Source organism: Caballeronia choica (genome assembly GCF_001544535.1).
GTDB classification, from domain to species: Bacteria; Pseudomonadota; Gammaproteobacteria; order Burkholderiales; family Burkholderiaceae; genus Caballeronia; species Caballeronia choica.
On the sequence record NZ_FCON02000038.1, the window covers coordinates 38917 to 59196 of the forward strand.

The window sequence follows — 20280 nt, forward strand, 5'->3', positions numbered from 1 at the left end:
TTACATAATACGCCCTTCGATCTTTCCACGCAGATACGACCCGCGCGACAACTGAAAGGTCACTGGCGTTCTGCCGCAGGCGCTTCGGGCGGGGCCGGCCCCATTGCCCGGGCCGGCGCGGCGTTTGTTATCAACCCGTTCAGACGCGATCAGGGACGCTTGTGAAGCACCTGGTCGACGAGGCCGTACGCCTGCGCGTCGTCGCCGGACATGAAGTTGTCGCGATCGGTGTCACGCGCGATGCGCTCGACCGGCTGGCCGGTGTGATGCGACAGCAACTGGTTCAACCGTTCCTTCAGGTAGAGGATTTCCCGCGCCTGAATCTCGATGTCCGACGCCTGTCCGCGTGCGCCGCCGAGCGGCTGGTGAATCATCACGCGCGCATTCGGCAGCGCGACGCGCTTGCCCTTGGCGCCGGCCGCCAGCAGGAAGGCGCCCATGCTGGCTGCAAGACCCATGCACAACGTGGCGACGTCGGGCTTCACGAACTGCATCGTGTCGTAGATCGCCATGCCCGCCGAGACCGAGCCACCCGGGCTGTTGATGTACAGGCTGATGTCCTTGTCGGGGTTCTCGCTTTCGAGGAACAGCAACTGCGCGACGACGAGATTCGCCGTCTGGTCGTTCACTTCGCCGACGAGGAACACCACGCGCTCCTTCAGCAGGCGCGAATAGATGTCATAGGCACGTTCGCCGCGGCCACTCGTTTCCACGACCATCGGAACGAGGCCGAGCGCCTGGGCTTCGAAGTCCCGCGGAGCGTTTGAAGCTAACGTGTCGAGCAATTGAGCGCGAAAGGTCATGCAATTTCCTTGTTCGGAATAGGGATACTGAACGACAAAGGGACATCGGGGACAACGGCATCCGCACGCACAAACTTTAATGCAAAAAAGGCGTGCGGGTCGTCACGCCGACGACCCGCACGCCCGTTGGACGCTGCTTCAGGCTTGCGCCGTTGCGCTCGCCAGTTCCTCGAAGCTGACTTCCTTGTCGGTCACCTTGGCCTTGCCGAGCACGAAGTCGACGACGTTGCTTTCCACGACGTACGCTTCCATTTCGGAAAGGCGCTGCTGGTTCGAATAATACCAGCGGACGACTTCCTTCGGGTCTTCGTAGCTTTTCGCGAATTCGTCGACTTCGGCGCGGATCTGTTCGGGTTTTGCCTGCAGTTCGTGGGCCTTGACGAGTTCGGCAAGAACCAGGCCCAGCTTCACGCGGCGCTCGGCCTGTTCAGCGAACATTTCTGCCGGAATCGGCGCGTCCGCTGCGTTCGGCACGCCGCGCTGCTGCAGGTCCTGGCGCGCCATTTCGACGAGCCGTTCCTGGTCCTGCTCGATCAGCGCCTTCGGCACGTCGAGATCGGAGATCTTGAGGAGCGCGTCCATGACCTGGTTCTTCACGATCTGTTGCGTGCGGCGCTTGGCCTCGCGCTCGAGGTTGTCCTTGATTTCCGCGCGCATCTTCGTGATGTCGCCGTCTTCGATGCCGAGCGACTTCGCGAACTCGCCGTCGATTTCCGGCAGGTGCGGCCATTCGATCTTCTTCATCGTGATCGTGAATTGCGCGGTCTTGCCGGCCACTTCCTTGCCGTGATAGTCGTCCGGGAACGTGAGGTCGAATTCGCGCGATTCGCCGACGTTCAGACCCAGCGCCGCCTTTTCGAATTCCGGCAGCATGCGGCCTTCGCCGAGCACGAACGAGAAATCCTCCGCGCTGCCGCCCTGGAACACTTCACCGTCGATCTTGCCGACGAAATCCATCGTCACGCGGTCGCCGTCTTTCGCTGCGGTGTCGGCGCCGCCGTCACCGTGCTCGCCGCCTTCGCCGCGTGCGTGGTAGTGCACGCGCTGCTTGCGCAGGATTTCCAGCGTGCGGTCGATCTCGCCTTCCGAGATGGTCGTGACCGTGCGCTCGATTTCAGCCGTCGCGACGTCGCCCAGCTTCACTTCGGGATAGACCTCGAAGGTTGCGTCGAATGCGTAGGCGTCGGCCGGCGCTTCCTCGCCCTTCGGCGCGAAGCTCGGCTGGCCCGCCACGCGCAGATTCTCGGCGCGCGTCACGTCGAAAAACTCCTTGCCGACCTTGTCGCTCAGCACTTCGGCTTCGACCTGGCCCTGGTACTGCTGCGTCACCATCTTGAGCGGCACCTTGCCCGGGCGGAAACCCGGCATGCGCACGTTCTTCGCCAACTGGCGGATGCGCGAATCCACTTCCTTCTGCACCGTGTCCTTCGGCAGGGAAATGGTGACGCGGCGTTCGAGCTTGCCGAGGTTTTCAACGTTAGCCATGGCTTCTATCGTCCTAGAGTGATTCGAGTATTCGGGTTCGTGTGTCTGGGTCTGTGGCTGCTTCGTACCGGGCCGCGTCCGGCGCCTGCACGGCGGCAGCGCTTGCGCGCCATTCGTTCCGTGGATTCAGGCCGCCGTCGACACGGTACGAGTCAACAGAGCCGAACATTTTAGCAAACAATTTGGCAGGCCCGTCGCCTTTGGCCGCCGGGCGTGCGAATTCGCGCTTTTTCGGCCGGATTTCGCGTTATTCCGCGTTTCTGGGGTGCAAAACCGCGCGCACAATGCCGGCTATCGCAGCGCGGCTATTTTGCGTTCGGCGACACGCTGATAAGCTTGCCGGCGCAACGCGAATCCCGCTCCGGCCCGCATAGCCGCGCGGCATTCGCGCCATGCGCGAAGGGAATGCCGAAGGCACTACATCGGTCCTGATCGCGCGAATTCAATCCATTCCAAAATCACGAGACACCATGTCAAACGCCATGTCCGCCCCTATCGTCGTCATCGCTCCGGATTCCTTCAAAGGCTCGCTCAGCGCCGAGCAGGTGGCAGGCGCCATCGCGACGGGCGTGCGGCGTGCGCGAGCGGACGCGGTCGTGCGCATCTGTCCGATGGCCGACGGCGGCGAAGGCACTCTCGACGCGATGCTGGCCGCGGGCGGCGAGCGCCGCATGCTGAACGTGCGAGGCGCCGCGAGCGCCCGGCGCGAAGCCGCGACGGGCCTGCTCGGCGACGGCAGCGCAATCCTCGAGACGGCGGAAGTCGTTGGCATCACCGACCCCGACGGCATGGCCGTCCCCGTCACCGAGCGCGACACGCGCGGCATGGGCGAAGCGATCCGCGCGCTGCTCGATCTCGGCGCGCGCCGCTTCTACGTGGCGCTCGGCGGCAGCAGCACCAACGATGGCGGCGCGGGCCTGCTGGTCGGACTCGGGCTGAAGCTCCTCGACCGGGACGACAACGAACTCGAACCGGTTCCGTCGGCGCTGCCGAGGATCGCGCGCGTCGACGCATCAGGGCTCGACGCGCGGTTGAAGGACGCGGAATTCATCGGCATGTCCGACGTCGACAACCCGCTGACGGGCGAGCACGGCGCGACCGCGATCTTCGGGCCGCAAAAAGGCGTGACGCCGGCTCAGGTGAAGGACATCGACGCCGCCCTCGCCCATTTCGCCGATGTCCTCGAACCGGCGCTGCAGCGCACGGCGCGCGACAATCCCGGCGCGGGCGCGGCGGGCGGCCTCGGCTTCGCGCTGCATATGCTCGGCGCGCGCTTCGAACCGGGCGCGGAAGTAGTCGCGCGCAAGATCGGGCTCGATGCGGCGCTCGAAAACGCGAACTGGCTGATCACGGGCGAAGGCCGGTCGGACGTGCAGACGCTGCACGGCAAGGCGCCGTTCATCGCCTGCAAGCATGCGCGGGCGGTGGGCGTCGAAGCGACGCTTTTGTCCGGCGGGATGGATCCGGCTGCCTTGCCGCGGTTGTCGGAGTTCTTCAGCGGATGCTTCTCGCCGGCGCCGGGGCCGATCACGCTCGAAGTCGCGATCCGCGACGCCGCGACGCTGCTTGCGAATGAAGCCGAACAACTGACGCGCCTGAAGTTCGGTTCGCGGTAAGCGCTTTACGAAGGAGCGGCTCGGTCGCCCAACGCGAAATCCGCGCTCACGAACTCGCCCGCTCCGCGCGCCTGCCGAACACGAGCCGGTCCGACACCCACACGATCAGCATCGTCAGCCCCATCAGCGGGAACACGACGCCGAGCATCGTCAGCCCGCTTCTCCATGCGCGCATCGGCGCACGCCGCGCGGGACGCGCCGGCGCGCCGAGCGCGCCTCCGGCACGACGTTTCCACCACATCACGAAGCCGGTGATCGCCATCGCGGCGAGCCCGAGCGAGATCGCCGCGCAGACGATCTGGTTCGCGAGCCCGAAGTAGCGCCCCATGTGCAGCGACGTGCCGTACGAAATCCACTGCGCGACGCGGCCGTAGTCGCCGTAGGCGATGTCGGCGAGCAGCTTGCCGCTGTATTGATCGACGTGCAGCGTGCGCTCGGCACGCGGATCGTCCGGGAGGTACGACACCGTATAGACGCCATGCTCCGACGCCGGCAGCGCGATGCTGTAGCCATCGGCGATGCCTTGCGCGGCCGCGAGCGCGACGACGGCGTCGAGCGAAATGCGCGCGGTGCCCGGCTCCTGCGGCGCGCCGTCGGGAACCGGCGTCAGGCCCACCGCCCAGGGCGTTTGCGGCAGCGGCAAGTCGTCCATTTTCATGTCGTGCATGTCCGTCTGCGCGTGGGCGGCGGCGGCAGCCGGCGGCTTCGTCGAATGCACATGGGCGTCGCCCCAGGCGCCCTTCGGATAGCCCAGTTCCGCCGAAGTCGCGAGCGCCTTGAACTGCTTGCCCCACGATCCCGACCACGGCAACCCGCTCAGCACGAAGAACACCGCGCCGATCGCGAGCCAGATGCCGCCGACCGCATGCACATCGCGCCACCATGCCCGTCCGCGCAACGCGAGACGCGGCGCCCAGACGCCGCCCGTTTGCCGCCCTTTCGGCCACCACAACGCGATGCCGGTGCCGATCATTACGAGCGTCCAGCAGCCCGCGAGTTCCATCACGAGTTCGCCGGTCTTGCCGAGCATCAACCCGCGATGCAGGTTGCGTATCTGCTTCATCAGGCGATGCTCGACGCTCAGCGTGCCGAGCACCGCACCCGTGTACGGATTCACGTAGACGCTTTCGCTCTCGCCGGACGGCAGGCGAAACACGAACTCCGCACTACGGCGCGGATCGGTGTCGATCTGCGCGGTGGTCGGCGCGGCGCCGCGCGGCTCGCTCGCGATGGCCTTCGCCAGCAGCGCCTGATGTCCCAGACGCGGCGCAACCTGCGCTTCGACGATCATCCGGTCGCGATAAAGCCAGGGCTCGATCTGCGGTTGAAAGCAGTACAGCGTCCCGGTGATCGCGAGCACGATCAGGAGCGGCATCACGAAAAGTCCTGCGTAGAAATGCCAGCGCCAAAGCGTCCGGTGATGCGCGGCCGCGTCGGCCAGCGTGTTGTTTGAAGCTTGCATGACGTATTCCGAAGAGTTGAAGACCGAGGTTGAAGACGCTGGCGTCAGATGCCGATGCGCCCTTCCAGGTAAATCGTGCGTCCGGCATACGGGTGGAACACGAAATAGCGATGGTCGAAGAGATTGTCGACACCAATGCCGATCTCGCTCCCCTTGGTCGGCCGGTAGGTGAACTTCGCGTCGACGACCGCGTAGGTGCTCGTGCCGCCGTACGTGTTCGGATTCGTATCGGTGTTGGTGAGCGTGTTGTATTGGCGGCCCGAGTAGCGCGCGGCGAGCGTCACCGCCGTCTTGTCGGTCGCATGGAACGTCGCGGCGACATTCGCGCGCCATAGCGGTATGCGATAGAAGTACTTCCCGACCGACGCCGGATTGCCGCTGTTCGCGAGAATCTTCGACTGCGTGTACGCGACGCTCGCCGTGAGATCGAGTCCGCGCAGCAGCACGTCCTGTCCTTCATAGCTCGTCTCGATGCCGCGCGAGCGCACCTTGTCGATGTTCTGGAAGTTCGTGACGTTCGGGATCACCGTCGTGTTGGTCTGGCTGAAGATCGTGTTCTTCACGTCGTCCTGGAACAACGTGAAGCGATACACGCCGTTGCCGTGCTGCCACTCGGCCGTGAGTTCCTTCGACAGATCGTCTTCGGGCTTCAGGTTCGGATTGTTGTTGACGATCGCGACGCCGTTGATCTGCCCTTGAAACAGTTCGCCGACGGTCGGAAACCGGTACGCCCGCCCGATCGACGCGCGCAGCAGCAAGTCCGGCGTGGCATCGAACGAAATCGACGCCTTCGGCGACCAGTGGCTCTCGCTCGCGGCGCCATAGTCGAGCGACGTCGCGCCGAGCGCGCGCGTTCCGTCGTAGGCGTTCCAGTTCTCGTAGCGCGCGCCGTAGGTCAGCCGCCAGCGCGGCAGGAAGCGCCACGAATCCTGCGCGTACGCGGCTTGCGATTGCGTGCGACCGCCGAATGCGTTCGCGAATGCCGCGTTGCCGCCGTCGCGCCAGGCGGCCGTCGCGTAGGTCTCGTTGTCGAGGAAATAGTTGTCGTAGTGATAGCCGAACGAGAGCCAGTGCGCGGCGAGACCCGCCTCCGCCGATGGCGGCGTCCACGTCGAGCGCAGATCGAGCGATTTCCAGCCGCTGCCGCTTCCGTATGTGATCGTGCCGGGGCCGTCGCCGGGCACGCCGGAGGCGGCCGTGCGCGCGATGCTCTGCGTGACGTCGAAGTACGATGCGACTGCTTCCGCGTTCCACCCGGTCTGGTTGCGGGTGCGAAGCGACACGCCATAGAGGAAGTTCTCGCTCGACCCCTGGCTGGGCGCGAAGGTCGCGGCCGGCACTTTGTACTCGAAGCCGCCGATATTCACGAGCCCGCTGTACACCGGATTGCCGTTCGCATCGCGCAGGAAGGTCTGCGTATCGCTGTTGTACTTCTGATGCCAGTAGCCGAGCGTGAAGCCGGCCTGCAATGTCGGCGTCAGGTCGTAGGCGAGCTTCAGCCTGAACTGGTCCTGGAACGTGCGCTCGATGCCCTCGCTCGAGACGCCGAGCACCGCCGTGCGCGCGTTGTTCTGGTCGTTGTAGAAATAAGCGCCCGTGACGGGCCGGTCGGTGGCTTTCGCGGGGGTCGTCGATTGAGCGAGCGTGGCGAACTGCAGCGGCTGGCTCGTGTTCTCAAGATGATCGGCGCCGATCAGGTACGACAGGCGGCCGACCTTGTCGCCGATCGTCGCCGTCGTGTTCGTGCCGTTGAAACTGCGGTTCACGCCGAACAGGTCGAAGTGCTGCGTGAAGCCCTGCACCTTGGCATCGGCTTCGAAGTGCGTGGGCATGCGCGTCGTGATCGCGACGGTCGCGCCCATCGAGTTGCCCGGGTACAGCGCGGAGTATGGGCCGTAGATCACGTCGACCTGGTCGATGTCGTCGGCGAAGACCATCGACCAGCGCGGCGCGAACGTGAAGGTATTGCCGAGGAAGTTGCTGAGCAGGAGGCCATCGGCATAGACGAGCCCGCGCGCCGTCTGCGAGTTGCTCGTGCCGCGCACGGCGATCGTCGAATTCACATCGCCGATGAAGCGCTTGCGGACCGCCATGTTCGGCGCGTACTTGAGCACGTCTTCCGGCGTGACGACGTTCCAGTTTTCGAACTGCTCCGCGGTGACCGTCGCGACGCTGGCGGGGAGATTGGGATCGAGCGTCGGGCGTGCCGCCTGTGCCGTCACGACGACGGGCGCGAGCGACGCAGGTTCGCTCGCGGCGTGTTGCGGGCTCGTGTTGTCGGCGGGTGCGGCCGTTGCGGCATAAGCCGCCTGCGCCATCAGCGTCAGCGGAACGCACGCGAGCGGCAGAGGCAGGCGCGCAGGCGTGCGCCAACGCACGGCGGCGCGGCAGCCGTGCGGCTGCCGCGCTCGCTTGAAGAAGTCGAGCATCGAAGAATCCTGAAGATGTGAACGCGAGACCGGGCGGGCGCGATGGTGCGCCGGCGTGACGGTCGGGACGAGTGACGAACTTCAGGCGACGACGGGAGGCGCGCGCGGATGCGCGGCATTGAAGGTTTTCGCGTGGACGGATGCGCGTGTCGCGATCCGGGCTACGCGCGTGACGCGCTCGACGCTCGAGACGTGAAGCGCGTCGCCCGGCAGCAGCGGAAGATGGTGCGCGAGCAGTCCGCAATACGAGCACGCTGCGAAATGATCGGCCGAGGAGGCGTGATGGCCGTCGTGAGCAGCGGGGGCGGCGGCCCGATGATCGCCGTGCTCGTCGTGCTCGTCGCCGAGCACGACCGATACCAGCGTCGAGACGAACTCAGCCGAACAGATCGGTGCTTGCGGGTCGGCGGCGTTCTCGCGCGCGGCGATGCTCTGGCTCACGACCGGCGCGACGATCGCAAGCCACATGGCGGCGATGCCGAGCCATGCAACGAAGCGATTGCGCGAAGTGCGGGTCATGGTGCGAGCCGTGGGCGATGACGAGACGCCGATTGTAGGCAGGCCGAGAAAGAGGCGCAATTGCTTGCGGCGTATGCTTCGTATCGGCAGTCTGAAGCGGCTTTCCCGCTTGCAGACATCGATGATCGAATCGGTTAGAATCTTGGGCTTGGCGCGGCGGGCGCGCGGTTTGATCGCGGTTTTTCGAGCACTATCAAGCGCAGTATCAAGGCAGTATCAAGCGGCCCGTACAAGCTCCGGCAAAGCAGATCGCGCGTCCATTGCGGCGCGACGATCAGGCGGCGAGGATGGCGAAATTGGTAGACGCACCAGGTTTAGGTCCTGACGCCAGCAATGGTGTAGGGGTTCGAGTCCCCTTCCTCGCACCATCATCCAGCATCACCCAGCAGTATCAGCAGCACGAAAAAAGCCATTGATGTTCAATGGCTTTTTTTTGCTAGGCGGGCCGTTCATGAGCGACTCACGACGGACTCACGACCGACCGCCCCACTACGCCGACTCCAGTGAACTTCGACGACTATTGCCAGCAAAAGGCCGCCCCCGATGGCTCCAGCACGTATTACGCGCTGCGCCGCGCACCGGCCGCGCGCCAGCCGCTTCTGACTGCGCTCTTTGCGCTGCGTCGTGAACTCGAGGAGACCGCCAAGGAAACCAGCGATCCGACCATCGGCCGCACGAAGCATGCGTGGTGGCAAAAGGAGCTCGCGAGCCTGTTTGGCGGCGAGCCGTCGCATCCGGTGACGAAGGCGCTGAAGGCGCATTCCACCAGTGCTCGAAATTCCGCCGGCTTCTTGCTCGACGAGCAGGATCGCATATCGCTCGATGCGCTCGTCGACGGCTTCGGCATGGACCTCGACCAGGCGCGCTATCTCGACTGGCCCGGCCTGCGCCGTTATCTCGACCAGGCGGGCGGCGCGTTCGCGGTGGCGGTCGCGCGCGTAACCGCACGCGATGCCGCGCATGCGGCGCAATGGGCGGCGCCGCTCGGCGCGGCGCTGATGCTGGCGGAGCGCATGCAGGAACTCGGCGACGACGCGCGCCACGGCCGCATCTACATACCGATCGACGAATTGCAGCGTTTCAGCGTGACCGCGGCCGACCTCATCAACCGCAAGTACAGCGACGACTTCACCGCGCTGATGCGCTTCCAGGTCGAGCGCTCGAAGCGCGCGCTCACCGATGCGCTCGCCGCGATTCCTGCGGCTGAGCGTGCCGGCCAGCGGCTGTTGCGTACGCTGGCGGCGTTGTCGCTTGCGTCGCTCGAGGAAATCGAGCGGGAGAACTTTCAGGTCCTTCATCAGCGCATCGCGCTCACGCCGATCCGCAAGCTCTGGATCAGTTGGCGCACGCGTTGAGCGCTCAGGTCCTGATGAGCGGCAGAGGTTCGAAGCGCTGTTGCAGGATCGCGCTGGCGTCGAGGTCGAGCCAGGCGCCGAGGACAGTCGAGTAAAGCTGCCGGAAATCGATGGCGAGAGGCAAGTTGCCGTTGCCATCGAGCCGCGCAAGCTGTGGCGCCGCGCCATACAGCCCGCCGCGCACACAACCCCCTGCCACGAAATGCGGCGCCACCGTGCCGTGCTCTGTCCCGCCGCTTTGATTCTCACGAGCCGACCGGCCGAATTCCGAACAAGTCAGCACGAGCGCTTCGTCCCAGCGTCCGAGTTCGATCAGCGCGCGCCGCATCGCGAGCAGACCATCCGACAGCGTCTTCAGCAGCATTGCGTGCTGACGTGTCTGGTTCTGATGCGTGTCGAAACCGTTGAGCGTCAGGCGTAACACCGCGAGATCACGGCGCGGCTTTGCCGAAGCCAGCAACAGCATCGCGGATCGGATCGCTGCGCCGAAAGGATTCGCCGGAAAGCGCGACTTCAAGGTGCCACGCACATCGGCATCGTCGATGAACCGCAACGGGCCACTCGCAAACGGTCCCGCCTCGGCACTGCCGATCGCGATGGGATCGACGGCGTTGCCCGCCGCGCTCAGCGCACGCGCAAGCCAGCCGTCGCGCCAGTATTGATCGGAGCGCGATGCGGTGTTCCATATCTCCATCGAGCGGAAGTGCGACAGGTTCGGCTGCGCATAACCAACGCCCTGCACGATCGCCAGTTGACCGTCGCGCCAGAGCGGCATCAGCGGTTCGAGGGAAGGATGGAGCCCGGTGCGCTCGTCGAGTTGCAGCACCCGTTCGCGCGCGATGCCGATGGTCGGGCGCAGCAGCCGGTAAACGGGGTCGGCGAACGGAACCACTGTGTTGAGACCGTCGTTGCCGCCCTTCAATTCGACGAGGATCAGCGTCCTGCCGACGCCGCTTCGTGCCGCCGTCGGCAGGACGCCGGCAAAGGCGCTCGGCGCGCAAAGACAGGCACCGCCGATCGAAAGAAACTCGCGCCGGTTCATCGCAAGCCGCGGCGTTTGCTCAACGCTTGTAGAGATCGCGCACCGCTTCCTCGATGTGCTGACGCAAGAGACGCCGCTCGTCGGCCGTCATGACGGCATGCCGGGGCGGCCGCGCGGGCGGCTGGTCGTTTTGCTGGATGGGCTGCATCGCAGGCGGCTTGGCTGGATCGCTATTGCGGTTGGCGGTCTGGTTCTTGCTTGTACGCTGTTGTGTACGGATGATGCGGCCGTCGTAGCGGTCGGGCGGGTTGGTGACGGAACGGTCGAACGCAGCCGAATCGCGGCTGGGTGTCCACGATGACTGTGCAGAGACCGGGGAAGTGGTCAGTGCGGCGTAAAGCGCGCTAGCGAGTAGCGTCTTCTTGAAAATGCGCTCGGGGCGCACAGATCCGCGCTGGCGCGCTCCCTTCATGTTGTTCCCTTCTTGGCTCGGCAACCGGACAGCCTCATTCTCTTTCGCGCTGCACGCACAGCCAATGTTTTAAGGTGCAGACGCCGAGTGTTGGTCTAATGAAGTATCTACCGAATGACGGGCTTAGGTAAAGGAGTGTACGCACAGAAGCAATAAGGCGTGCCACGGCCTCCGTAAATTTTGTAACCAACTGTTACACTAGAATTGCTACAAACTCGACCCCTTTCTAATCGCGCTAAGATGCCGTCATGGAAACCAAAAATCCCTCGAAAATACTCGTAGTCGACGACGATCCGCGCCTGCGCGACCTGCTTCGGCGTTATCTCGGCGAACAGGGCTTCAACGTCTATGTCGCGGAAAACGCGCCGTCGATGAACAAGCTTTGGGTCCGTGAACGCTTCGACCTGCTCGTCCTCGACCTCATGCTGCCCGGGGAAGATGGACTCTCGATCTGCCGGCGCTTGCGCGGCAGCAACGACCGTACGCCGATCATCATGCTCACCGCGAAGGGCGAGGATGTCGATCGCATCGTCGGCCTCGAAATGGGCGCCGACGACTACCTGCCGAAGCCGTTCAACCCGCGCGAACTCGTCGCGCGCATTCATGCGGTGCTGCGCCGCCAGTCGCCGTCCGAACTGCCGGGCGCGCCGTCGGAGACCACCGAAGTGTTCGAGTTCGGCGAGTTCGCGCTGAATCTCGCCACCCGCACGCTCACGAAGAACAGCCAGGAAATTCCGCTCACCACCGGCGAATTCTCGGTGCTCAAGGTGTTCGCGCGTCATCCGCGCCAGCCGCTCTCGCGTGAAAAGCTGATGGAGCTTGCGCGCGGCCGTGAATACGAAGTGTTCGACCGCAGTCTCGACGTGCAGATCTCGCGTCTAAGAAAGCTCATCGAACCGGACCCGAGCAGCCCGCGCTTCATCCAGACCGTGTGGGGCCTCGGCTACGTCTTCATCCCCGACGGCGCCGCGTGAGGGGCGCTGTAACCGGCCTCTTGACCCTTCCCGAGCAGGACCCGAACGACCCATGCGCATCGACAGGCGGCTACTGACGCTCGCGTTCGGCGGCCTGTTCTGGCGGACCTTTGCGCTGATCGCGCTGTTGATCGCGGTCAGCATCGCTGCCTGGTTCCAGAGCTTTCGTGTGATCGAGCGCGAGCCGCGCGCGCAGCGTGTGGCGCTGCAACTCGTCGCGGTCGTCAAACTCACCCGCACCGCCCTCCTTTATTCCGATCCCGACCTGCGCCGCGCATTGCTGCAGGACCTGGAGAGCAATGAAGGCGTGCGCGTGTACCCGCGCGAAACCACCGACAAGTATCGTCTCCAGCCCGACGAGTCGTTGAACCGGCTGATCGAGCGCGACGTGCGCGGGCGGCTCGGCAACGAGACGATCATCGCGCAGTCGGTAAACGACATTCCCGGCGTATGGATCAGCTTCAAGATCGACGACGACGACTACTGGGTCGCGCTCGACCGCGATCAGCTCGATACCGTCACCGGTCTGCAATGGGCCGGCTGGGGCGTATTCGCGCTCGCGCTGTCGCTGTTCGGCGCGGCGTTCATCACGAGCCTCGTCAACCGGCCGTTCGCGCGGCTCGCGCTTGCCGCGCGCAAGGTCGGCTCGGGGCAGTCGCCCGAGCCGCTGCCCGAGCGCGGCATGGGCGTCGCGGCGGAAACCAATCGCAGTTTCAACCAGATGGTGCAGGCGCTCGAACAACTCGAGGCGGATCGCGCGCTGATGCTCGCGGGCATTTCGCACGACCTGCGCACGCCGCTCGCACGACTGCGGCTCGAAACCGAAATGAGCCCGTCCGATGAGACGACCAAGCTCGCGATGATCGACGACATCGAACAGATGGACATGATCATCGGGCGCTTCCTCGACTACGCGCGGCCGATGCAGCGCATGCCAGAGGCCGTCGATCTCTCGATGATCGCGGGCGAACTCGCCGCGCGCTTTCATTCGGACGAAGGCGTCGTGATGAAGACGGAACTCGCGTACGGCGCGATGATCGAGGGCGATCCGACGGACGCCCGGCGCGTGGTCGGCAACTTGCTGGAAAACGCGCGCAAGTACGGACGCAGCGAGCACGACGACGTCGCGCGCATCACGCTGCAGACCCATGTGACGCATGGCCGCGTGGAACTGTCGGTGATGGACGAAGGGCGCGGCATCCCCGACGACCAGGTCGCGCTGATCACGCGTCCGTTTTATCGCGTCGATACCGCGCGCACGCAGGCGAACGGCACCGGGCTCGGCATGGCGATCGTGCAGCGGCTCGTGACGCGTCAGCGCGGTTCGCTGCGCTTGCGCAATCGCGTGCCGGGTCCCGGCTTCGAGGTCACGATCGACTTCCCGGTGGTCAAGGGCACGAAGTTCGAAAGCCAGCGCGACTAGCACAACAGAATGTAAAAATCTATCGGGCCTTTCGTTAAAAGCTATCCGGTTCGTTAGTTAAAATCTATTGAAAAAATTAATTAATAGAGGTATAGTGAGTCATCGTGTGACGCCGGCGGCAAGACATGTGTCATGGCGGCGTTACGGCGTTCAGGTAGTTTGTTTTGTCCTTCCAACGAACACAGGAGTTGTCATATGAAGACCGTGGGCGATAAAGTCGAAGCGTTTACCGTTACCGCTGCCAAGCCGGGTTTCAACCATCACGAAGAAAACGGCCAGTCGGCGTTCGAAGAGATCACCGAGCAGTCGTTCCCCGGCAAGTGGAAGATCATCTATTTCTACCCGAAGGACTTCACGTTCGTCTGCCCGACGGAAATCGTCGAATTCGGCAAGCTCGCGAAAGACTTCGAAGACCGCGACGCGATCCTGCTCGGCGGCAGCGTCGACAACGAATTCGTCAAGCTCGCATGGCGCCGTGAACACAAGGACCTGAACAAGCTGAACCACTACGCGTTCGGCGACGTGAAGGGCGAGCTGATCGACCAGCTCGGCGTGCGTGACAAGGAAGCCGGCGTGGCCCTGCGCGCGACGTTCATCGTCGACCCGGACAACGTCATCCAGCACGTTTCGGTGAACAACCTGAACGTCGGCCGCAATCCGGAAGAAGTGCTGCGTATTCTGGACGGCCTGCAAACGGACGAACTTTGCGCGTGCAACCGCGCAGTCGGCGGCTCGACGCTGTAAGCGTCGCCGGAAGCCTTCTACGGCTCGACACCAGGCCCGCTATGCTTATGGAATCACCTTAAGCCGGCGGGCTTTTTTTCGGTCTTTCGAATAGGAGAAATCAATGGAATTTCTGTCCTCGATTAAAGAACTCATTCCCGATTACGCGAAGGACATCCGGCTGAACGTCGACGGCACGATCGCGCGCTCGTCGCTCCAAGGCAACGACGCAGTCGGCGTCGCGCTGGCCGCTGCCTACGCGGCGAAGGCGACGAAGATCGTCAACGCGATTCGCTCGGCGGGCGTGCTGTCGCCGGAAGAGACCAACGCCGCGCTGACCGCCGCCGCGTTGATGGGCATGAACAACGTCTGGTATCCGTACCTGGAGATGGCGGACAACGCCGACCTGAAGACGCAACCGGCAGGGCTGCGGATGAACGCGTACGCGTCGCATGGCGGCGTCGACAAGCGCCGCTTCGAGATGTACGCGCTCGCCGCATCGATCATCGGCAAGTGCCACTTCTGCGTGAAGTCGCACTACGAGAACCTCGTCACGGAAGGCATGAGCACGACGCAATTGCGCGATGTCGGCCGGATCGCGGCGGTCATCAACGCCGCCGCGCTCGCCATCGAGGCGGAAGCGAAGTAAGCGCTTTCGGCCTTTGAACTGGCCTCAGTCAAGCAAAACGCCACGCAAATGCGTGGCGTTTTGCTTCAGTGATCGATCGACGTCCTTCGCAGCAGCACCGCCGCCTGCGCTTCGATGCCCTCGCCTCGTCCGAGATAGCCGAGCTTCTCGTTGGTCTTCGCCTTCACGTTCACGCGATCGACCGTTAGTTCGAGGTCCGCCGCGATGTTCGCGCGCATGCCGTCGATGTGCGGGCTCAACTTCGGCGCCTGCGCGATGACGGTCGAATCGACGTTGGCGATCGCGAAACCCGCCTCCGAGATGCGCCGGAACGCCTCGCGCAGCAGCACGCGGCTGTCGGCGCCGGCAAATTCCTTCGCGGTATCGGGAAAGTGGCGGCCGATATCGCCCATCGACGCCGCGCCGAACAGCGCGTCCGTGATCGCGTGCAGCAGCACGTCGGCATCCGAATGTCCGAGGAGGCCGCGTTCGTAGGGAATCGTCACGCCGCCGATGATGAGCGGGCGTCCTTCCACGAGCTGGTGAACGTCGTAGCCCTGTCCGATTCTGAAATCCATCGATTGAACCTTGTTGTAAAGAGATTAAGGCGTGGCGCTGAGCATCGCCGCAGCGAGCGGGAAGTCTTCCGGATAGGTGACCTTGAAGTTGCGCAGACTGCCTTGAACGAGCCGCGGCGCGTAACCGACCCATTCGATGGCGCTTGCTTCGTCGGTGAGATCGTGGCCTTCCTGCCGCGCGCGCTGGATCGCCTCGCGCAGCATGCCGAGCCGGAACATCTGCGGCGTCTGCGCCTGCCACAGGCCGTCGCGCGGTTCCGTGCGGGCGATGCGCCCTTCTGCGTGCGCGTCGCCTTCGACATCGATGCGCTTCAACGTATCCGCGACCGGCAGCGCCAGAATGCCGCCGACCGCGTCGTCCTTCAGTTCCGCGACGAGCTTGCGGATCATCTCCGGCGTGATGCCGGGACGCGCGGCGTCGTGGACGAGCACCCAGTCGTCGTCCTTGGCACCGAATTCGACGAGCGCGTTCAGCCCGTTGTGCACCGTTGCCTGCCGCGACGGCCCACCGCAGCGCTTGACGGCGAATCGCAGGCCGGAGAAGCGCCGGGCGTCGAAATGGCTGTCGTCGGGCGCGAGCACGACGAGCGTCTGCGAGAATTCGGAGCACGCGTCGAACGCGGCGAGCGTATAACTCAGCATCGGGCGGCCGCCCACCGTCTGGTATTGCTTCGGCATCGGCGCGCCCGAGCGGCTGCCGTTACCGGCGCAAGGGATCAGGGCAAACAGGCGGGAAGTCACGAGTGGGAAATGTTGCCAAGTCAAAGTGAAGCCCGGATTTTATAATAGGTCCTCCGCGACCACGCCGGTCCGCGCGCACTTTCGCGCGCGGACGGTTCCCCGCACACCTTATGCCTTCAAAAGCCGTCACCTCGCAGTCCACCTCTCCCATCGCGCTCGTCAAGGCGGGCCAGCGCTTCGTCTTCGATGGCGCCACCGGTTCCTCCGACGCGCTCGCCATCGCGCGCTATCACCTCGCGCACCGCGAACAGGTGCCGCTTCTGACGGTTTTGTGCGCGAGCGCCGTCGATGCGCAGCGCCTCGCCGCCGAAATCCCCTACTTCGCGCCGGACGCGCGCGTGCGCCTCCTGCCCGACTGGGAGACGCTGCCCTACGACACGTTCTCGCCGCACCAGGACCTCGTCTCGGAACGGCTCGCGACCCTGCATGACTTAGGCGTTGGCCGCTGCGACATCCTGCTCGTGCCCGCGACGACCGCGCTCTACCGGATGCCCCCGGCGTCGTTCCTTGCGGCCTATACGTTCTCGTTCACGCAGGGCGAGCGGCTGAACGAGGCGAAACTGAAGGCGCAATTGACGCTTGCGGGCTACGAGCACGTGAGCCAGGTTGTGCGTCCGGGCGAATACTGCGTGCGCGGCTCGCTGCTCGACCTGTTCCCGATGGGCTCGCCGCTGCCCTATCGGATCGACTTGTTCGACGATCAGGTCGATTCGATCCGCGCGTTCGACCCCGACACGCAGCGCAGCCTCTATCCCGTGCGCGACGTGCGCCTCCTGCCGGGCCGCGAATTCCCCTTCGACGAAGCGTCCCGCACCGCTTTCCGCAGCCGCTGGCGCGAAGTGTTCGAGGGCGACCCGAGCCGGTCGTCGATTTACAAGGACATCGGCAACGGCGTGCCGTCGGCGGGGATCGAGTACTACCTGCCGCTCTTCTTCGACGAAACCGCGACGCTCTTTCACTACCTGCCCGAAGGCGCGCAACTGGTATTCATCGGCGACATGGATGCGTCGATCAAGCGCTTCACCAACGACACGAGGCAGCGCTACAACTTCCTCGGACACGACCGCGAGCGGCCGCTGCTCGAACCGCGCCGCCTGTTCCTGACCGACGACGACTTCTTCGCGTTCGCCAAGCCGTTCGCACAGTTGAAGTTCCCACCCGCGCCGGAGGGCGGCTGGGCCGTGCCGCTGCCGGGTCTCGCGCTCGACCGTCACGCCGACGAGCCGCTGCTCGCGCTCTCCCACTATCTCGACCAGACGCCAAACCGCGTGATGCTCGTCGCGGAATCGGCGGGACGTCGCGAGACGATCCAGCAAATGCTCGCCGAGCACGGCCTGCGCGCCGCGCTCGACGACACCTTCCAGCAATGGCTCGCCGGCGACGCGAAATTCTCGCTCGGCGTGGCGCCGCTCGCGAACGGCTTCGCGCTGCCCGGCGAGGAACTCGCGATCGTCACCGAGACGGAGCTCTACGGCCCGCTCGCGCGCCGCACCGGACGGCGCCGCCAGGAGCAGGCGAGCAACGTCGACTCGATGGTGCGCGACCTGTCGGAGCTGAAGATCGGCGATCCGGTCGTGCATACGCAACACGGCATCGGGCGGTACATGGGGCTCGTGTCGATGGACCTCGGCGAAGGCGAGACCGAGTTCCTGCATCTCGAATACCAGAACGAAAGCAAGCTTTACGTGCCGGTCGCGCAGTTGCACGTGATCTCGCGCTACAGCGGCGCCGATCCCGACAGCGCCCCGCTCCACGCGCTCGGCTCGGGCCAGTGGGAGAAGGCGAAGCGCCGCGCCGCGCAGCAGATCCGCGATACGGCCGCCGAATTGCTCAACCTGTACGCCCGCCGCGCCGCGCGCGAGGGCTATGCGTTCAAGCTCGAACCGCGCGACTACACGAAGTTCGCGGAAAGTTTCGGCTTCGAGGAAACGCCCGACCAGGCCGCGGCGATCACCGCCGTGATCGGCGACATGACGAGCGGCAAGCCGATGGACCGGCTCGTTTGCGGCGACGTCGGTTTCGGCAAGACGGAAGTGGCGCTGCGCGCGGCGTTCATCGCGGTGATGGCGGGCAAGCAGGTCGCGATTCTTTCGCCCACCACGCTGCTCGCCGAGCAGCACACGCAGACCTTCACCGATCGCTTCGCCGACTGGCCGGTGCGCATCGCGGAACTCTCGCGGTTCAAGAGCACGAAGGAGATTGCCGCGTCGATCGCCGCGATCAACGAAGGCACCATCGACATCGTGATCGGCACGCACAAGCTCTTGTCGTCGGATGTGCAGTTCAAGCGGCTCGGGCTCGTGATCATCGACGAGGAACACCGCTTCGGCGTGCGTCAGAAGGAGGCGTTGAAGGCGCTGCGCGCGGAAGTCGACGTGCTCACGCTCACCGCGACGCCGATTCCGCGCACGCTCGGCATGGCGCTCGAAGGCTTGCGCGACTTTTCCGTGATCGCGACCGCGCCGCAAAAGCGGCTCGCGATCAAGACCTTCGTGCGTCGCGAGGAAGACGGCGTGATCCGCGAGGCGATGCTGCGCGAACTCAAGCGCGGCGGCCAGGTGTACTTCCTCCACAACGAAGTCGAGACGATCGAAAACCGCCGCACGATGCTCGAAGCGCTCGTGCCCGAAGCCCGCATCGCGGTCGCGCACGGGCAGATGCACGAGCGCGAACTGGAACGCGTGATGCGCGATTTCGTCGGCCAGCGCGCGAACGTGCTGCTTTGCACGACGATCATCGAAACCGGCATCGACGTGCCGAGCGCGAACACGATCCTCCTGCATCGCGCCGACAAGTTCGGCCTCGCGCAGTTGCATCAGTTGCGCGGGCGTGTCGGTCGTTCGCACCATCAGGCGTACGCGTATCTGCTCGTGCACGATCCCGCCGTGCTGACGAAGCAGGCGCAGCGGCGGCTGGAGGCGATCCAGCAGATGGAGGAACTCGGCTCGGGCTTTTATCTCGCGATGCACGACCTCGAGATCCGCGGCACGGGCGAAGTGCTCGGCGACAAGCAGTCGGGCGAAATCCAGGAGATCGGCTTCCAGCTCTACACCGACATGCTCAACGACGCCGTGAAGGCGCTGAAGGAAGGCCGCGAGCCCGACCTCAACGCCCCGCTAGCGGCGACCACCGAGATCAACCTGCACGCACCCGCGATCCTGCCCGCCGATTACTGCGGCGACGTGCAGGAGCGCCTGTCGTTGTACAAGCGGCTCGCGAACTGCGAATCGAGCGATTCGATCGACGGCATCCTGGAGGAACTCATCGACCGCTTCGGCAAGTTGCCGCCGCAGGCGCATGCGCTGGTGGAGACGCATCGGTTGCGGCTCGCCGCGAGGCCGCTCGGCATCGTGAAGATCGACGCGGCCGAGTTGGTGATCGGGCTGCAGTTCATCCCGAATCCTCCCGTCGACGCGATGAAGATCATCGAGATGGTGCAGAAGCACAAGCACATCAAGCTCGCGGGGCAGGACAAGCTCAGGATCGAGACGCGCAGCCCGGATCTGTCGGTGCGGATTGCGACGGTCAAGGAGACGCTGCGCGCGCTCGGCGCGCCGGTGCGGCAGGCGGCGCCGGCACGGTAGTTTTATATGCGCGATGGCGCGATTAAACGAAAAGCCGGCACTCGATGCGTCGGCTTTTCGTGTTTTTAACTGTGCCCGCTAGCGGTATTCGTCGATTTCGATCGTGCCGCCCATCGATTCCATCATCGCGCGGATGTCGTCGGGAATGTCAGGGATGCGCGTTCCGGATTCGTTGTCCCAATAGCAGAAAAAGCGCATATGTGCAGCGGTTTGCGTGGTCAGTTCGAGCAGATCACCCCGTGGAAGTCCAAGTTGCCGGATGAGATGTCGCAGGTGCGGTTCGAGCAGGTCATTGTGTATAGCCGATTTGCTTCTCACGCCCCATACGCCTGTTCGTCTTCCAATATTCCGGCCTTGACCGGTAGGGTCAACGATCGGATCACCCTTTCTGTGTGCGATGTCGGGTACTACGTCAAAATATCCAGTCCAGAATTCAGGCAATACCAAGTCACCGGAGATGGTGAACGATGCGTATGCAAGCGGCTGAGAATTCTTATCGGCCATGG

At 64.5% G+C, this 20280-nt stretch carries 17 protein-coding genes and 1 tRNA gene; 8 read left to right on the forward strand and 10 right to left on the reverse strand.

Annotation, left to right across the window (positions count from 1 at the left end; genetic code table 11):
- Positions 1–149: 149 nt before the first annotated feature.
- Positions 150–803 carry an ATP-dependent Clp endopeptidase proteolytic subunit ClpP gene (gene clpP, locus AWB68_RS18315; RefSeq protein ID WP_062634041.1) on the reverse strand — a complete coding sequence of 218 codons (654 nt, stop codon included), beginning with the start codon at positions 801–803 and terminating at the stop codon, positions 150–152.
- Between the two features lie 138 nt (positions 804–941).
- Complete coding sequence (tig, locus tag AWB68_RS18320) at positions 942–2288, reverse strand: trigger factor (protein ID WP_087645760.1); 1347 nt, start codon at positions 2286–2288, stop codon at positions 942–944.
- A 470-nt stretch (positions 2289–2758) separates the two neighbouring features.
- Here tig and AWB68_RS18325 point away from each other — a divergent pair, with 470 nt between their 5' ends.
- Complete coding sequence (locus AWB68_RS18325; RefSeq protein ID WP_087645761.1) at positions 2759–3904, forward strand: glycerate kinase; 1146 nt, start codon at positions 2759–2761, stop codon at positions 3902–3904.
- A 46-nt stretch (positions 3905–3950) separates the two neighbouring features.
- On the opposite strand, the gene AWB68_RS18330 is transcribed toward AWB68_RS18325, so the two are convergent.
- From AWB68_RS18330 to AWB68_RS18340, 3 genes are all read right to left on the reverse strand, one after another.
- A complete protein-coding gene (locus tag AWB68_RS18330; protein WP_087645762.1) occupies positions 3951–5366 on the reverse strand; it encodes a PepSY-associated TM helix domain-containing protein in 1416 nt (471 codons plus the stop codon).
- Positions 5367–5410: 44 nt separating this feature from the next.
- A complete protein-coding gene (locus AWB68_RS18335; protein WP_374729584.1) occupies positions 5411–7795 on the reverse strand; it encodes a TonB-dependent receptor in 2385 nt (794 codons plus the stop codon).
- A gap of 81 nt (positions 7796–7876) precedes the next feature.
- Entirely contained in the window at positions 7877–8314 is a 438-nt protein-coding gene (locus AWB68_RS18340) for a DUF2946 domain-containing protein (protein WP_087645763.1), read from the reverse strand.
- Positions 8315–8595: 281 nt separating this feature from the next.
- Between AWB68_RS18340 and AWB68_RS18345 the strand changes: the two genes are divergently transcribed.
- Both AWB68_RS18345 and AWB68_RS18350 read left to right on the forward strand, forming a co-directional pair.
- A tRNA-Leu gene (locus tag AWB68_RS18345) sits at positions 8596–8682 on the forward strand.
- Between the two features lie 135 nt (positions 8683–8817).
- Positions 8818–9669, forward strand: coding sequence for a squalene/phytoene synthase family protein (locus AWB68_RS18350; protein ID WP_087645764.1), 852 nt, complete (start codon positions 8818–8820; stop codon positions 9667–9669).
- Between the two features lie 4 nt (positions 9670–9673).
- Here the strand turns inward: AWB68_RS18350 and AWB68_RS18355 are convergent, their stop codons facing one another.
- Together AWB68_RS18355 and AWB68_RS18360 are read right to left on the reverse strand one after the other, a co-directional pair.
- A complete protein-coding gene (locus AWB68_RS18355) occupies positions 9674–10711 on the reverse strand; it encodes a DUF1501 domain-containing protein (protein ID WP_087645765.1) in 1038 nt (345 codons plus the stop codon).
- A gap of 19 nt (positions 10712–10730) precedes the next feature.
- Positions 10731–11123, reverse strand: coding sequence for a hypothetical protein (locus tag AWB68_RS18360; protein ID WP_087645766.1), 393 nt, complete (start codon positions 11121–11123; stop codon positions 10731–10733).
- 248 nt (positions 11124–11371) lie between these two features.
- On the opposite strand from AWB68_RS18360, the gene ompR reads away from it, so the two are divergent.
- The 4 genes from ompR (at position 11372) to AWB68_RS18380 (ending at position 14892) form a co-directional block, all read left to right on the forward strand.
- Complete coding sequence (gene ompR, locus AWB68_RS18365) at positions 11372–12097, forward strand: two-component system response regulator GluR (protein WP_087645767.1); 726 nt, start codon at positions 11372–11374, stop codon at positions 12095–12097.
- A 52-nt stretch (positions 12098–12149) separates the two neighbouring features.
- Entirely contained in the window at positions 12150–13520 is a 1371-nt protein-coding gene (locus tag AWB68_RS18370; RefSeq protein WP_087645768.1) for an ATP-binding protein, read from the forward strand.
- 195 nt (positions 13521–13715) lie between these two features.
- Complete coding sequence (locus AWB68_RS18375; protein WP_087645769.1) at positions 13716–14264, forward strand: peroxiredoxin; 549 nt, start codon at positions 13716–13718, stop codon at positions 14262–14264.
- Between the two features lie 103 nt (positions 14265–14367).
- A complete protein-coding gene (locus tag AWB68_RS18380; RefSeq protein WP_087645770.1) occupies positions 14368–14892 on the forward strand; it encodes a carboxymuconolactone decarboxylase family protein in 525 nt (174 codons plus the stop codon).
- A gap of 65 nt (positions 14893–14957) precedes the next feature.
- Here AWB68_RS18380 and ispF read toward each other — a convergent pair whose 3' ends face one another.
- The gene (gene ispF, locus AWB68_RS18385) at positions 14958–15449 is read right to left on the reverse strand and encodes a 2-C-methyl-D-erythritol 2,4-cyclodiphosphate synthase (RefSeq protein WP_087645771.1); all 492 of its coding nucleotides are present in this window, start codon (positions 15447–15449) and stop codon (positions 14958–14960) included.
- Positions 15450–15473: 24 nt separating this feature from the next.
- A complete protein-coding gene (ispD, locus tag AWB68_RS18390; protein WP_087645772.1) occupies positions 15474–16190 on the reverse strand; it encodes a 2-C-methyl-D-erythritol 4-phosphate cytidylyltransferase in 717 nt (238 codons plus the stop codon).
- Between the two features lie 110 nt (positions 16191–16300).
- Between ispD and mfd the strand changes: the two genes are divergently transcribed.
- The gene (gene mfd / locus AWB68_RS18395) at positions 16301–19774 is read left to right on the forward strand and encodes a transcription-repair coupling factor (protein ID WP_087645773.1); all 3474 of its coding nucleotides are present in this window, start codon (positions 16301–16303) and stop codon (positions 19772–19774) included.
- A 78-nt stretch (positions 19775–19852) separates the two neighbouring features.
- Here mfd and AWB68_RS18400 read toward each other — a convergent pair whose 3' ends face one another.
- On the reverse strand, positions 19853–20278 hold the full coding sequence (locus AWB68_RS18400) for a DUF4279 domain-containing protein (RefSeq protein WP_087645774.1): 426 nt from the start codon (positions 20276–20278) through the stop codon (positions 19853–19855).
- Positions 20279–20280: the final 2 nt, after the last annotated feature.

Bases quoted from the DNA above. Each gene is read 5' to 3' on its own strand.
- tig (WP_087645760.1), bottom strand. From the start codon at position 2,288: ATGGCTAACGTTGAAAACCTCGGCAAGCTCGAACGCCGCGTCACCATT.
- AWB68_RS18335 (WP_374729584.1), bottom strand. From the start codon at position 7,795: ATGCTCGACTTCTTCAAGCGAGCGCGGCAGCCGCACGGCTGCCGCGCC.
- clpP (WP_062634041.1), bottom strand. From the start codon at position 803: ATGACCTTTCGCGCTCAATTGCTCGACACGTTAGCTTCAAACGCTCCG.
- AWB68_RS18375 (WP_087645769.1), top strand. From the start codon at position 13,716: ATGAAGACCGTGGGCGATAAAGTCGAAGCGTTTACCGTTACCGCTGCC.
- AWB68_RS18380 (WP_087645770.1), top strand. From the start codon at position 14,368: ATGGAATTTCTGTCCTCGATTAAAGAACTCATTCCCGATTACGCGAAG.
- AWB68_RS18400 (WP_087645774.1), bottom strand. From the start codon at position 20,278: ATGGCCGATAAGAATTCTCAGCCGCTTGCATACGCATCGTTCACCATC.
- mfd (WP_087645773.1), top strand. From the start codon at position 16,301: ATGCCTTCAAAAGCCGTCACCTCGCAGTCCACCTCTCCCATCGCGCTC.
- ompR (WP_087645767.1), top strand. From the start codon at position 11,372: ATGGAAACCAAAAATCCCTCGAAAATACTCGTAGTCGACGACGATCCG.
- AWB68_RS18325 (WP_087645761.1), top strand. From the start codon at position 2,759: ATGTCAAACGCCATGTCCGCCCCTATCGTCGTCATCGCTCCGGATTCC.
- AWB68_RS18355 (WP_087645765.1), bottom strand. From the start codon at position 10,711: ATGAACCGGCGCGAGTTTCTTTCGATCGGCGGTGCCTGTCTTTGCGCG.
- AWB68_RS18340 (WP_087645763.1), bottom strand. From the start codon at position 8,314: ATGACCCGCACTTCGCGCAATCGCTTCGTTGCATGGCTCGGCATCGCC.
- AWB68_RS18330 (WP_087645762.1), bottom strand. From the start codon at position 5,366: ATGCAAGCTTCAAACAACACGCTGGCCGACGCGGCCGCGCATCACCGG.
- AWB68_RS18360 (WP_087645766.1), bottom strand. From the start codon at position 11,123: ATGAAGGGAGCGCGCCAGCGCGGATCTGTGCGCCCCGAGCGCATTTTC.
- ispF (WP_087645771.1), bottom strand. From the start codon at position 15,449: ATGGATTTCAGAATCGGACAGGGCTACGACGTTCACCAGCTCGTGGAA.
- AWB68_RS18370 (WP_087645768.1), top strand. From the start codon at position 12,150: ATGCGCATCGACAGGCGGCTACTGACGCTCGCGTTCGGCGGCCTGTTC.